The organism is Agrobacterium sp. 10MFCol1.1 (assembly GCF_000381165.1).
Taxonomy (GTDB): Bacteria; Pseudomonadota; Alphaproteobacteria; order Rhizobiales; family Rhizobiaceae; genus Agrobacterium; species Agrobacterium tumefaciens.
In genome coordinates, this window is record NZ_KB906075.1 from 126,579 (window position 1) to 140,249 (window position 13,671).

The following is a 13,671-nucleotide window of genomic DNA, read 5'->3' on the forward strand; positions in this document are numbered from 1 at the left end:
CGGCCTCGGAAAACGAAGCCACCCGTTTGTTTTCAGGGTTTTTTCAGGCGGCTGGGGCCTGATATTGGCTGAGCGTACACACGCCGAGCGTCTGCCCACGTCCCTTGACAGCATGTTCGCCGAGATATTCGCTGCGCACACCTTTGGGTAGCACCAGCTGATGGGCGAGATCGGCAGAAATCAGCACGGGATGGCCGAGCATCTTGCTCAGTGATTCGAGCCGCGAAGTGGTGTTCACCGTGTCGCCAAAATAGGTGATCTTGTGGTGATCGACGCCGATTTCGGCTGTTATGACCGGCCCGCCATGAATCGCAAAGCGAAGGCGCGGCACTTCGCCGAAACGGGCGAGCCACATGTCGCGCTTGTCCTCGATGGTCGCCTGGATATCGAAAACACAGCGCACGCAGGCTGCCCGCCTTATCGCCATGTGATAGGGCCAGGTGATGATGGCCGCGTCGCCGATGTAGTCGTCAATGACGCCGCCATGTCTTCTGACGGGGGCTGCGTAGCTCGCGAAGATTTCGCCCAGAAACTCCTGCGCCTTGAGGTCGCCATGGGTTTCGGCAAACGAAGTGGAGCCGACGAGGTCGATGAAGATGAAGACGCGGTCTTCGCTGACTGGACGGCGATAGCGCCCAAGGATGAGATCGATGAAGATGTCACGGCCCAGCAGTTCGCGCACGCGCATGATGAAAACGATGATGCCGCAGACGATGAGGGTGAAGATCAGTGTCTGCACCTCGGCATGCACCGCCCGTTTCCAAGTGCCGGGAAATATGCCGCTAACCCACAGAATGGTACCGCCAAGCCCGAAGCCACAGAAGACGAGGACGGCATAGATGATGAGGCCGACGGCAATATAGGCCGGTGTCGGCAATGCGCTAACCTGCCGCGACAGACCGGGCAGCACGTAACCACGCTCGAAGGCGAGGATGGGCGCACAGGCGAACAGCGCATAGGTGGCGCCAATGAGCGCGCCGCCGCCATATTCCAGAAACGCGTAGGCCACGCCGCTGCCGGCCACGGCAACGAAGAGCACCACGTAATCCAGAATGGGCAGCAATTTTCTCATGTCGGTTCTTGATCTCGGGGAAGGGAAGCGTCGTGCCCCCGTCAGGCGAAGCTTCTGTTCAAGTCATATGCGACATTAATGTGGAAAATGCGCTGCAAAAAGTGACCATTCGGTAAGGTCACATGAAGGATTGGAAAGGCTGTTGCCCCGTTGCCGCAAAAGGGCTGTGCACCCGGCTCTACTACTTAATAGGAGGTTCTGTAATAGACCGTTTCAAGCGGCGATTGCGGACGGTCGTCCGGCGAGCGGTTCGACCATGTGACGGGGAAGGCGGCAAAACGCAGCCGGTTGCCGTCTATCCATGCCCGGTCGAACAGGGTTTCTCCCTTTGCGGCAAAGGTGATGGCCGCGCAGGTCCGGCCATCGACATCGAAGGGAATATTCTCTTTCCAGCCAGTCAACCCGCAGCCGGTACCCTTCGGGTCACCATTATAATGCTCGACAACCTCGGGGTCGTTGGGTGTCATGGCGATCGAGATGACGGTATGGGCAAAGAGCATGCTGTCGTTGTCCTTCAGGCCACCATCCAGCGTGCCTTCGTAACGCACCTGCACCGTGGGCTGCTGGCAGCTGCTGCGGGCGTAAATCTGTGAGACAGCATGCATGCGGCCACCGCGTATGGTGATGCGCGTGACGATGCCGTGACGGTCGTTCTTGCCGATCTCAAGGCAATCGGTCGTCCATTCGCCCTGAAGATCGACCTTGCCGTCATCGGCGCGCGCTGACGTGGATGAAAGAGTAGGGAAAATGCCTGCGGCCGCGATAGATGCGGCCAACAGCAGAGCACGGGCAGGTTTCATGGAAATACCCTCAAAGCGAGACCATTTGCAAAGAGATGGACCGCGATGCGGGCAAAATTTGGGTTGGCGCAGGTCCGGTAAAAGCAGAAGCGCTTTCGCGTCCGGACAATGTGCAAAACTGCGCGAGGCGCGGGCGATCAGGCCTCGCTCACCGCCACATCAACCGCCTCGACCTTCTTGCCGGCGAAACGCAATGCTACTTCGCCATTGATGAGCTTCAGCGCCACATCGCCAAACAGTTCGCGCCGCCAGCCGGTCAGCGCTGCCACGGTGGCAGCCTCGCCCTCGGAAGCGATCTTGTCCAGATCTTCGCTGTTGGCGATGACCTTTGCTGCGACGCCGTGCTTGTCTGCCGTCAGCTTCAGGAGAACTTTCAACAGCTCCACGGCAGCGCCGGAGCCTTCCGGTGCGTGGCTGTGACGGGGCGCCTTCGGCATTTCCTCTTTCGGAAGTGCCAGCGCCGCATTCACGGTCTCGATGATGGCCGTGCCGGAGGAAGAGCGCTCCCAGCCCTTCGGGATGGTGCGAAGCCGCGACAGCGCCTCGGTGTCCTTCGGCTGCTGTTGGGCAATTTCGAAGATCGCATCGTCTTTCAGCACGCGTGAGCGCGGCACGTTGCGCGACCGCGCCTCACGTTCACGCCATGCGGCGACAAATTTGAGGATGGCGAGTTCAGTCGGCTTGCGCAGGCGCGATTTCAACCGCAGCCAGGCATCGTCGGGATGCATGTCATAGGTTTCGCGCGATTCCAGAATGTCCATCTCTTCGGTCAGCCAAAGCGAGCGGCCTTCACGCTCCAGCTGCGCCTTGAGCGCCAGATAGACATCGCGCAGATGGGTGACGTCGGCCAGCGCATAATCCAGCTGCTTTTCCGTCAGCGGGCGGCGGCTCCAGTCCGTGAAGCGTGAGGATTTGTCGATCTGCACATTCTTGATCCTCTGGACCAGCTGGTCGTAAGAGATCGAATCGCCGAAACCGCAGACCATGGCCGCGACCTGCGTATCGAAGATCGGGTGCGGAATAAGCCCGCCAAGATGATAGATGATTTCGATATCCTGACGCGCCGCATGGAAAACCTTCACGACATCGGGATTGGCCATGAGTTCGAACAGCGGCGTAAGGTCGAGACCCTTGGCGAGCGGGTCGACCAGTACCTCAAGGGTAGGGCTCGCCATCTGCACGAGACAAAGCTCGGGCCAGAAGGTCGTCTCACGCAGAAACTCGGTGTCGATGGTAATGAATTCCGATTTCGCCAGTTCCGTGCAGGCTTCGGCGAGGGCGGCAGTCGTTTCAATCATTGCAAATGGCCACTCGTGAAAATTATCCGTCTTACTTTCCCTTTGCCGGGCGCATGTCAATACAAAGCCCGCTTTTGAAGGCTCAAGGATCGTTTTTCTCAGGTGGTTTTGGCGTCGGCCCGTCGTTTTTGGGTGGTGCAGGGGCGGCCAGCTTCTGAAAATAGGCCGAGGTGCGCAAAAGCGGGCGGAACCGCCAGTTCCGCTCCTCAACGGGTACTCCCTCGCGCACCCGTAGCCGGTATATGGTGTAGGCGATGAAAACGATCTGGATCGCGGCCGTGTAGCTGAACAGCGCTTTCGGACCGAACTGGTCGATCAGGACGGAGGCGAGCAGCGGCCCGACGGTTGCACCCACCGACCAGAAGAACAGCAGCCCGGCAGACACCATCGCATGTTCGCCCTCTTTGGCATGGTCGTTGCCATGGGCGGAACTCAGTGAATAGAGCGGCAGGGCAAAGGCGCCGAACACGAAGACGCCGATGATGTTGCTCCATTCGTCCGAGCCGGCGAACAGGGCGAGAAACAGACCGACAATCACGGAGCACGCCGTGGTGGCGAGAATGATGATGCGGCGGTCGTAACGGTCTGAATAGACGCCGAGCGGATATTGCAAGACCACGCCGCCGATGATGCCCGCACTCATGAAGGTGGCGATGGCGGTGACGGAAAGGCCGATCTGTTCGGCATAGATTGGCCCGATGTTGCGAAACGCCGCCATGCTGAGGCCGACAGCCACGCAGCCGACGACGGCAAGCGGTGAGATGCGCCACACCGCGAAAAGATTGAACGGGATCTGTTTCGGCGGCGCGGGGTTGGATTTGTCGGCAATCGAGATCGGCACCAGCGACAGCGTGAGCGCCATGGCGATCAGCGAAAACACCACAGGCCCGTCAATGCCGGCGACGGGAATGATATATTGGGCGAGCGTCACGGAACCGAGATCGACGAAACGATAGATGGACAGCGTGCGCGCACGGTTGGAATTCGTCACCTGCGCATTGATCCAGCTTTCGATCGCGGCGAAAAGGCAGGCGACCGCAATACCGATGACGAAGCGCATCAACATCCAGAACAAGGGATGAAGGACAAGCGGCATGGCGATCGAGGCGGCCGATGCGACCGCCGCCATGGTGGCGAAGGTGCGGATATGGCCAATCTTGCGCAGAAGGCGCGTCACCGAAATGCAGCCGAGCGCGAATCCGATGCTGTAGGCGGCGCTGATGAGGCCGATGGTGCTGGCCGAAAACCCTTCGGACAGGCCCCGCAGCGCGATATAGGTTCCCTGCAGACCGTTGCCGCCAATCAGAATGCCGGCGGTGACGAGAAGCGGGATAAGAGGTCTGATCTGGCTCATTGCGGGCCGACTCGGTTTGGCGGGCTGAATAAGCACTATCTAAAGCGAAGGTGCGCGAAAGGACAGGCTGAACGCGACATTGTTGTGCTTTGCCTTGACAAATCGGGCTGGTCATGCGCTTTTCCGGCAAATTTCGACAGTGCCGCCCATCTGGCCCACGACACGCTCCAGGATATTAAAATGCATCGTTACCGCAGCCACACCTGTGCCGCTCTCCGCAAGTCCGACGTCGGCGAAACCGTTCGCCTTTCCGGTTGGGTTCATCGCGTGCGAGATCATGGCGGCGTTCTCTTTATCGACCTTCGCGACCACTACGGCATTACCCAGGTCGTGGCCGACCCCGATAGCCCGGCCTTCAAGGTTGCCGAGACGGTGCGCGGTGAATGGGTGATCCGCATTGACGGTCTCGTCAAGGCGCGGTCCGAAGACACCATCAACAAGGGCATGGCCACTGGCGAGATCGAGCTTTATGCGCAGGAGATCGAGGTTCTGGGCGTTGCCAAGGAACTGCCGCTGCCGGTCTTCGGTGAGCCTGAATATCCCGAAGATGTTCGCCTGAAGTATCGCTTCCTCGACCTGCGCCGCGAAACCCTGCACAAGAACATCGTCAAGCGCACGCAGATCATCTCCTCCATGCGCAAGGGTATGGGCGATCTGGGCTTTGCCGAATATACGACGCCGATCCTCACCGCATCCTCGCCGGAAGGCGCGCGCGACTTCCTCGTTCCCTCGCGCATCCACGAAGGCCAGTTCTTCGCGCTGCCGCAGGCCCCGCAGCAGTACAAGCAGCTTCTGATGGTGGCCGGTTTCGACCGCTACTTCCAGATCGCTCCATGCTTCCGCGATGAAGACCCGCGTGCAGACCGTCTGCCGGGCGAATTCTACCAGCTCGACGTCGAAATGAGCTTCGTGACCCAGGAAGACGTCTGGACCACGATGGAGCCGATGATGACGGCCGTTTTCGAACAGTTTGCCGAAGGCAAGCCGGTGACGAAAGAATGGCCGCGCATTCCCTATGACGAATCGATCCGTAAATACGGCTCCGACAAGCCGGACCTGCGCAACCCGATTGTCATGGAAGCCGTGACCGAACATTTCGATGGCTCGGGCTTCAAGGTTTTCGCTAACATGATCGCCTCCAACCCCAAGGTGCAGGTTTGGGCTATCCCGGCCAAGACCGGTGGGTCGCGTGCATTCTGCGATCGCATGAACGCCTGGGCGCAGAGCCAGGGCCAGCCGGGCCTCGGCTACATCTTCTGGAAGGAAGAAGAAGGCAAGGTTGCCGGCTCCGGTCCGCTTGCCAAGAACATCGGCGAGGAACGCACCGAGGCGCTGCGCCAGCAGCTTGGCCTTGAGGCGGGCGACGCCTGCTTCTTCGTCGCGGGCGATCCCGCCAAGTTCTACAAGTTTGCCGGCGAGGCGCGCACCCGTGCCGCCGACGAGCTGAACCTGATTGACCGCGACCGTTTCGAAATGTGCTGGATCGTCGATTTCCCCTTCTTCGAATACAACGACGAAGAAAAGAAGATCGATTTCGCCCACAACCCATTCTCCATGCCGCAGGGTGGCATGGAAGCGCTGGAAGGACAGGATCCGCTCTCCATCAAGGCTTTCCAGTATGACGCGGTCTGCAACGGCTTCGAAATCGCCTCCGGCTCTATCCGTAACCAGTCGCCCGAGCTGATGGTCAAGGCTTTCGAAAAGGTCGGCCTGTCGCAGAGCGACGTGGAAGAGCGCTTCGGCGGTCTCTACCGCGCCTTCCAGTACGGTGCGCCTCCGCATGGCGGTTGCGCCTTCGGTATCGACCGCGTGGTCATGCTTCTGGTTGGTGCGAAGAACCTGCGCGAAATCACGCTGTTCCCGATGAACCAGCAGGCACAGGACCTGCTGATGAACGCGCCGTCCCCGGCAACGCCGACCCAGCTTCGCGAGCTGGCGCTGCGCGTGGTTCCGTCCAAGAAGGACTGATCTCAACCGCCACGGGTTTTGAACAAAAGGGCTGGCGGCGACGCCGGCCCTTTCTGTTTCTGCAACGAACGTGGGAAAGTCACAATTTTACCGCGAGTTTAACGGAATTCCGAACGTAATCAGCCGGAATCCGATCCCAGTATAGTTTTGCGCTCATTTTGGGGACGCAAAGACTATCGGGGATTTTAAACTTGGGGCAGCGCCGGCCGAACTTCGCTTGGGGTTGCGGCGCGATCATATTTATAAGGATTTCAGAATGGCACATGAATCGGAAAAAGACCTCGCCCCGGCCGGTGGGCAGATGCCGCCAGCCCCGCCTCGCAACGGCTTCGCCGTCAGCCTGCGCTCACCGGGCGCCAAGTTTCTGATGATCGGTTTCATATCGATGGTTCTGCTCGTACCGCTGCTTCTCGTCTGGGCGCTGACGGAAGAGCGCGCCTCGCGGGCCGAGGATGTTTCGGGCCGTATCGCCAGCGGCTGGGGTGGCGATCAGGTGGTAAACGGCCCTTATCTCGCCGTGCCTTTCGAAGTGGAAAGACGCCGCGAGGTGAACGGCCAGAGCATCGTCGATCGCACGACCGAATGGGCGCTGGTCATGCCGGAAACGCTTGATGTCACGGCCGATCTGAAGACCGAGGAGAAGCGGCTGTCGATCTACAGCCTGCCGGTCTATAATGGCGACCTTGTCCTCAAAGGCCGGTTCGGTGCCGGCATCCTTCAGGATATCGCCCGCTTCTCCGGCACGCCCCGCCTCGACAGCGCCATTCTCGTTCTCAGCATACAGGATATGACCGGCATTCGCTCGAGCGCCGGTGTCAGGATCGATGGCGGTTCCGTATTGCCGTTCGATCCCGGCATGCGTGATATCTCTGTCATAGCGCCCCGCACGGGTGCGCAGGACATGTCCATCAGGTCCGATGCCGGCGTGCACAGATCGATCGAAAGAGGCCTTGTCGAGAAAGGCTTCGATTTCGATATAGCCTTCTCCCTGAATGGTTCCGGCAGCTTTGCCGTCGCGCCCGCCGGCCAGACCACCAGTTTGGCGGCCAAGGCCAACTGGCCGCATCCCGGCTTTGAAGGCCTGTTCCTGCCGGAGGAAAAGACCGTCACAGCCTCGGATTTCACGGCCAACTGGACAATCCCCTATCTCGCAAGGGGCATAGACCGCGTGGTCGAGAGTTCGCGCCTGCCGCTGACCGACAGCCTGATGAGGATCAACCTCGTCGAGCCCGTGAAATTCTACCAGATCATCGCCCGGACACTCAAATATTCGATAGGCTTCATCTCTCTGGTGTTCCTGGCCGTCTTCATCGTCGAACTGAGGGGCGGCAGCAGCGTGCACTGGATCCAGTACGTGCTGACGGGGCTGGCGCTGATCGTTTTCTACGTGCTGCTGCTCGCACTTGCGGAACATACGGGCTTCACCATCGCCTACGCTGCGGCGTCGCTTCTGACAGCGCTCCTGATCTCCTCCTATCTCGGAAGCGCAACCGATAGCCGTCAGAACGGGATAGCCCTGTTTACGGTTCTGGCGGTGGCTTATGGGGTCATGTATCTGGTTCTGAATGAGGATGAATATGCGCTACTGGCCGGCGCGTTGATATCTTTCATCGCCATTGCTGCCACCATGTTCGCAACCCGCAGGGTCGACTGGTCGGGAACCGGCCCAACCCAGCACAACACCAATATTGGTCGCAGCGAAGCCTCGTAAGGCGCATCGCCAGCATCGAAAGGCGGGCAGGTAACTTGCTGCCCGCTTTTTTGCCGTCTATAGGTGGAGCATTCACCACGGACCCGGTGAAATTCCGGGTGGCTCTTCTGGCCGCCGATCCGCCAGACAACGCAAAGCACCGACATTCTTTTTCAATCTACCGGACATGTTTCCGGCCGGTGCGTCATACTTTGCGAAAAAATCAAATGAACAGATTTCAGACTTACAGACGTGAGTGGTTTTCCAATATTCGCGGCGATGTGCTTTCCGGCATCGTCGTCGCACTCGCGCTCATTCCCGAAGCAATCGGCTTTTCCGTCATCGCCGGCGTCGATCCGAAGGTGGGGTTGTTTGCTTCTTTCGCCATTGCCTGCGTCTGCGCCTTCACCGGTGGCCGTCCGGGCATGATTTCCGCGGCAACCGCCGCCACAGCCGTCCTGATGGTGACGCTGGTGAAGGAACACGGCCTGCAATATCTCTTTGCTGCGACCATCCTCATGGGTGTGCTGCAGATCGCTGCGGGCTTTGCAAAGCTCGGGCGGGTGATGCGCTTCGTCTCTCGCTCAGTCATGACCGGCTTCGTCAATGCACTGGCGATCCTGATCTTCATGGCGCAATTGCCCGAGCTGATAGGCGTGCCTATCGCAACCTACGTCATGATCGCGGCTGGTCTTGCGATCATCTATCTCTTCCCGCTGGTCACGAAAATCATCCCGTCGCCGCTGGTCGCCATCGTCGTTTTGACCTGCGTGGCGGTGTTTTTCGGCATGGATATCCGCACCGTCGGCAATCTCGGCGAGCTGCCCTCGACGCTGCCGGTCTTCGCCCTGCCACAGGTGCCGCTGACTTTCGAAACGCTGCAGATCATCTTTCCGTATTCCGCAGCGCTGGCTGCCGTCGGTCTCCTGGAATCCCTGCTGACGGCACAGATCGTCGACGACATGACAGATACCGGCAGCAACAAGAGCCGGGAATGCATCGGCCAGGGGACAGGCAACATCGCCTCCGCGCTGATCGGCGGCATGGGCGGCTGCGCCATGATCGGCCAGTCGGTCATCAACGTCAGATCCGGCGGCAGGGGCAGGCTCTCCACCTTTGTGGCGGGCGCCTTCCTGCTGTTCCTCATTCTGGTGCTGGATGATCTTGTCCGCATCATTCCAATGGCCGCTCTTGTGGCTGTCATGATCATGGTTTCGATCGGCACCTTCTCGTGGCGTTCGATTCTCGATCTCAGCCGCAATCCACCGTCTTCCAGCATCGTCATGCTGGTAACGGTCGGGACCGTGCTGGCGACCCATGATCTCGCAAAAGGCGTGCTCGCAGGTGTGCTTCTCTCCGGCGTGTTTTTCGCTGGGAAGGTTTCAAAACTCTTCCACGTTCGTCCAGAGCTTGTCGCGGATGGTCGGCACCGCATCTACCGCGTCGATGGGCAGATTTTCTTCGCCTCGACGGAAAGCTTCATTGCCGCCTTCGATTTTGCCGAAGACGTGGAAACGGTCACCATCGACGTCACACAGGCGCATCTGTGGGATATTTCGGCTGTCGGTGCGCTGGACAAGGTCGTGCTGAAATTCCGCAAGACCGGCAAGACGGTCGAGGTGATCGGCGTCAACGAAGCGAGCGCCCATATGATCGACCGTTTCGCCCTGCACGACAAGCAGGGTGGAGCGACAGCCTCAATCCACTGACCAGAAGTAAAAAGCCCCGGCGGAACCGGGGCTTTTTGTTGTGCTATTCGTTTGCCGTCACCGTGACGCCGAGCATTGTCGGCAGGGTGTTCGGCGCGCCCATGGCGGCGCCCATGATCATCGGGAAGGGAACCGGCTTTTCCGGTTCGGCCGAGATAGAGAAGCTCTTCGGATTATCGATATAGGCGTTGATCGCAGCCGACACCATGTTCTGCAATTCCGGAACGTTGAGCGAAGCCATCATGATGGGCGCCATGCCCTTGATGGTCTGGGAAAGCTGATCGCTGGTCATACCCTGCTGGCTTGCAGCGTAGTCGATGGCGCGCTTGGTGATGCTGGCATCTTCGAAGCTGATTTCGGCATTAACGAAGGAAAGCTGCTGCATCAGGCCGAGCATGGCAAGGCCCGCTGCCTGTTCCGCCTGTTCCTTGTTCGGATTTGCAGCCTGCGCCTTCACCGTCTCCTGCATCGATTTGATGAAGGCGAGTGTGTAACCGGAAAAACCGAACGACATGTTGAGACGGCCGACCTTGTCGAGGTCGATGGCATATTCCTCGACGTCTACGGTGCCGGAGGCGACTTCCCAGCTTCCGCTCATGGTCATGTTGCCGGAAAGGGCCTGCAGATTGAGCTTTTCAATTGCGTCCTTCGTGGCCGGATCGTTGACTTCGCTGAGATCGGCCTTGAAGCCGGATGCGTCGAGATCGAAGCCGATCGAGGCCTTGTCGTCGCTGACGGACATCGTTGCGCTGCTTTCCTCGAGCGAGAAAGCCTGCTTGCCGTCGATGGAAACGGAAATCGGACCGCTATGCGCCTCGTCGTAGAACATCAGCGCATCAATCGTGCCCGTCGTCGCATCGGCAGGGATGGTGAGACCCGACATGTAGATGTCGTTGGCCTTGATCTCCACGTTTTCCTGCTTGTAATCGACATTGTCGAAACGCGCGTTCTTGATCTTGTAGCCGCCGTTGTTTTCCTCGACGCCTTCAAGGGTGACGTTGCCGACCGGAATTTTTTTGGCCGGATCGGCAGCCGCATTAAAGGTCACGCCGTTTAGCGTCACCGTGTCGCCGTTGACGGCGACGGATCCGGCGGCAATTTCACCGCCTTGCGCGGCGTAGGCGGCATTGATCTTTTTCAGAACGTCGTTGCCATCCAGTGCGAATGCCGGTGCGGAAAGCGCGAGAAGCGCGGCACTTGCGAAAAGAATCTGCCGGGTGGATTTCAGTCTCATAGTGTTTCTTCCCTCAATGTGCGGATGTGCACCGTGTTCTAAATGTGAATGGTGACATTTATATTCGCGATTATTCAAAGGTCTACAGGATTTAGATCGATTCGTATGACGGCGGCATTGCGGCATTCGCAACGCAGTTAATAAAAATCCTCACAAAAGGCGTCGTTTCGTCCACAGCCGAGACCCCCGAATTCCTTGCCGGGAATCGGCATTTCCGCTAGTCAAGCACCATGGGAAAAAATCTTGTACCTCCGTCAGGCGGAGACGATAACATTCATCCGGTCGATTTGAAGGCGGCGCTTGAAGAGCGCTACCTCGCTTACGCCTTGTCCACGATCATGCATCGTGCGCTGCCGGATGTGCGCGATGGACTGAAGCCGGTTCACCGCCGCATCATCCACGCCATGAGCGAAATGGGCATCCGCCCCAACTCGGCTTTCAAGAAATGCGCCCGTATCGTCGGTGACGTTATCGGTAAGTTCCATCCGCATGGCGACCAGTCGGTCTATGATGCGCTGGTCCGTCTCGCGCAGGATTTCTCGCAGCGTTATCCGATCGTGGACGGGCAGGGCAATTTCGGCAATATCGATGGCGACGGCGCCGCCGCCTATCGTTATACCGAAGCACGCATGACCGATGTGGCAGCGCTGCTGCTCGAAGGCATCGGCGAGGACGCGGTTGACTTCCGTGCTACCTATAATGAGGAAGATGAGGAGCCGGTCGTCCTCCCGGGCGCGTTCCCCAATCTGCTTGCCAACGGTGCCTCCGGCATTGCCGTCGGCATGGCGACGTCCATCCCGCCGCATAACGCCCATGAACTGTGCGACGCAGCTCTGCATCTCATCAAGCATCCGGATGCGACGGTTGAAAAGCTGGTGGAATTCATTCCCGGCCCCGACCTGCCGACCGGCGGCGTGATCATCGAAAGCCGCGAGAATATTCTCGAAGCCTATAAGACCGGGCGCGGTGGTTTCCGCGTGCGCGCCAAATGGGAAACGGAAGACCTCGGACGTGGCGGCTATCAGATCGTCATCACCGAAATCCCGTTCCAGGTGCAGAAATCGCGGCTGATCGAAAAGATCGCCGAGCTGCTGCTCGCCCGCAAACTGCCGCTGCTTGAGGATGTTCGCGACGAATCGGCCGAAGACGTGCGTATCGTGCTGGTTCCGAAAAACCGCACTGTCGACGCGACGCTGCTGATGGAATCGCTGTTCCGTCTGTCCGACCTTGAAAGCCGCCTGCCGCTCAACATGAACGTACTGTCGCTTGGCAGGGTGCCGAAGGTCATGGCGCTGAACGAGGTGCTGAGCGAATGGCTGGCACACCGCAAGGACGTGCTGGTCCGCCGTTCCCGCCATCGTCTCGCGGCCATCGATCGCAGGCTCGAGATTCTGGGCGGCCTGCTGGTCGCCTATCTCAATCTCGATGAGGTGATCCGTATTATCCGCGAGGAGGACGAGCCGAAACAGGTGATGATGGCCAAGTGGTCGCTCACCGATAATCAGGCCGAAGCCATCCTCAACATGCGTCTGCGCAATCTGCGCAAGCTTGAGGAATTCGAAATCCGCAAGGAGTTCGACGAACTCAGCAGCGAGAAGGCTGAAATCGAGGGGCTGCTTGCCTCCGATGAAAAGCAGTGGCAGACCGTCGCCTGGGAAATCGGCGAGGTCAAAAAGAAATATGCCAAGGCAACGGAGATCGGCCGTCGCCGCACGCAGTTTGCGGATGCGCCGGATGCCGACATCGAGGCCATCCAGCAGGCGATGATCGAGAAGGAACCGGTCACCATCGTCATCTCGCAGAAGGGGTGGATCAGGGCACTGAAGGGGCATATGTCCGATACGTCGGCTCTGACCTTCAAGGAGGGCGATGGCCCGAAGCTCGCCTTCCCGGCGCAGACGACCGACAAGTTGCTTCTGCTGACCACCGGTGGCAAGGCCTACACGCTCGGCGCCGACAAGCTGCCCGGCGGGCGTGGTCACGGCGAGCCGATCCGCATCATGGTCGATATGGAGAACGATCAGGACATCCTGACGGCCTTCGTTCACGATCCGTCGCGCAAGCTTCTGCTCGTCTCGACTGGCGGCAACGGCTTCATCGTGGCCGAAAGCGAAATGGTCGCAAATACCCGCAAGGGCAAGCAGATCATGAATGTCGCCATGCCTGACGAAGCCAAGCTCGCCGTACCTGTTACGGGCGACCATGTCGCCGTCGTTGGCGAAAACCGCAAGCTGCTTGCCTTCCCGCTGTCGCAGGTGCCGGAAATGTCACGCGGCAAGGGCGTGCGCCTGCAACGCTACAAGGACGGCGGCGTCGTTGATGTGAAATGTTTCGCGCTCGCAGACGGCTTGAGCTGGTCCGACACGGCCGGGCGCCTCTTCAGCAAGGTCGGTGAGGAATTGCGCGAATGGCTGGCAGACCGCGCCACCGTTGGCCGCACCGTACCGAAGGGCTTTCCGCGTAGCGGGAAATTTGGCGGGTAAAAGCTAAAAGACGTCGACGCCCCGAGCGATTAATCGGGACGTCTTCCATGGTCACTGTTTCAG

General features: G+C 59.3%; 9 protein-coding genes and 1 other annotated feature. Of the genes, 4 read left to right on the forward strand and 5 right to left on the reverse strand.

Annotated elements, in window-relative coordinates:
- Positions 1-43: 43 nt before the first annotated feature.
- From F617_RS0111830 to F617_RS0111845, 4 genes are all read right to left on the reverse strand, one after another.
- Complete coding sequence (locus tag F617_RS0111830) at positions 44-1,072, reverse strand: adenylate/guanylate cyclase domain-containing protein (protein ID WP_003512469.1); 1,029 nt, start codon at positions 1,070-1,072, stop codon at positions 44-46.
- Positions 1,073-1,257: 185 nt separating this feature from the next.
- A complete protein-coding gene (locus tag F617_RS0111835) occupies positions 1,258-1,872 on the reverse strand; it encodes a hypothetical protein (protein WP_019565421.1) in 615 nt (204 codons plus the stop codon).
- Between the two features lie 137 nt (positions 1,873-2,009).
- Complete coding sequence (gene rnd, locus F617_RS0111840) at positions 2,010-3,170, reverse strand: ribonuclease D (protein ID WP_003512471.1); 1,161 nt, start codon at positions 3,168-3,170, stop codon at positions 2,010-2,012.
- An 82-nt stretch (positions 3,171-3,252) separates the two neighbouring features.
- Positions 3,253-4,524 carry an MFS transporter gene (locus F617_RS0111845; protein ID WP_003512472.1) on the reverse strand — a complete coding sequence of 424 codons (1,272 nt, stop codon included), beginning with the start codon at positions 4,522-4,524 and terminating at the stop codon, positions 3,253-3,255.
- 180 nt (positions 4,525-4,704) lie between these two features.
- Here F617_RS0111845 and aspS point away from each other — a divergent pair, with 180 nt between their 5' ends.
- The 3 genes from aspS to F617_RS0111860 all read left to right on the forward strand — a co-directional run bounded on the left by aspS (position 4,705) and on the right by F617_RS0111860 (position 9,891).
- A complete protein-coding gene (aspS, locus tag F617_RS0111850; RefSeq protein WP_003512477.1) occupies positions 4,705-6,492 on the forward strand; it encodes an aspartate--tRNA ligase in 1,788 nt (595 codons plus the stop codon).
- Between the two features lie 256 nt (positions 6,493-6,748).
- Complete coding sequence (creD, locus tag F617_RS0111855; protein ID WP_026330806.1) at positions 6,749-8,203, forward strand: cell envelope integrity protein CreD; 1,455 nt, start codon at positions 6,749-6,751, stop codon at positions 8,201-8,203.
- Between the two features lie 76 nt (positions 8,204-8,279).
- Positions 8,280-8,335, forward strand: a sequence feature (sul1 is cis-regulatory element that is thought to sense ions involved in sulfur or methionine metabolism; They are found in Alphaproteobacteria).
- Positions 8,336-8,409: 74 nt separating this feature from the next.
- Entirely contained in the window at positions 8,410-9,891 is a 1,482-nt protein-coding gene (locus F617_RS0111860; protein ID WP_019565423.1) for a SulP family inorganic anion transporter, read from the forward strand.
- Positions 9,892-9,934: 43 nt separating this feature from the next.
- Here F617_RS0111860 and F617_RS0111865 read toward each other — a convergent pair whose 3' ends face one another.
- Positions 9,935-11,125 carry a hypothetical protein gene (locus F617_RS0111865; protein ID WP_003512485.1) on the reverse strand — a complete coding sequence of 397 codons (1,191 nt, stop codon included), beginning with the start codon at positions 11,123-11,125 and terminating at the stop codon, positions 9,935-9,937.
- A 230-nt stretch (positions 11,126-11,355) separates the two neighbouring features.
- Between F617_RS0111865 and parC the strand changes: the two genes are divergently transcribed.
- Positions 11,356-13,608 carry a DNA topoisomerase IV subunit A gene (gene parC / locus F617_RS0111870; RefSeq protein WP_019565424.1) on the forward strand — a complete coding sequence of 751 codons (2,253 nt, stop codon included), beginning with the start codon at positions 11,356-11,358 and terminating at the stop codon, positions 13,606-13,608.
- Positions 13,609-13,671 lie beyond the last annotated feature (63 nt).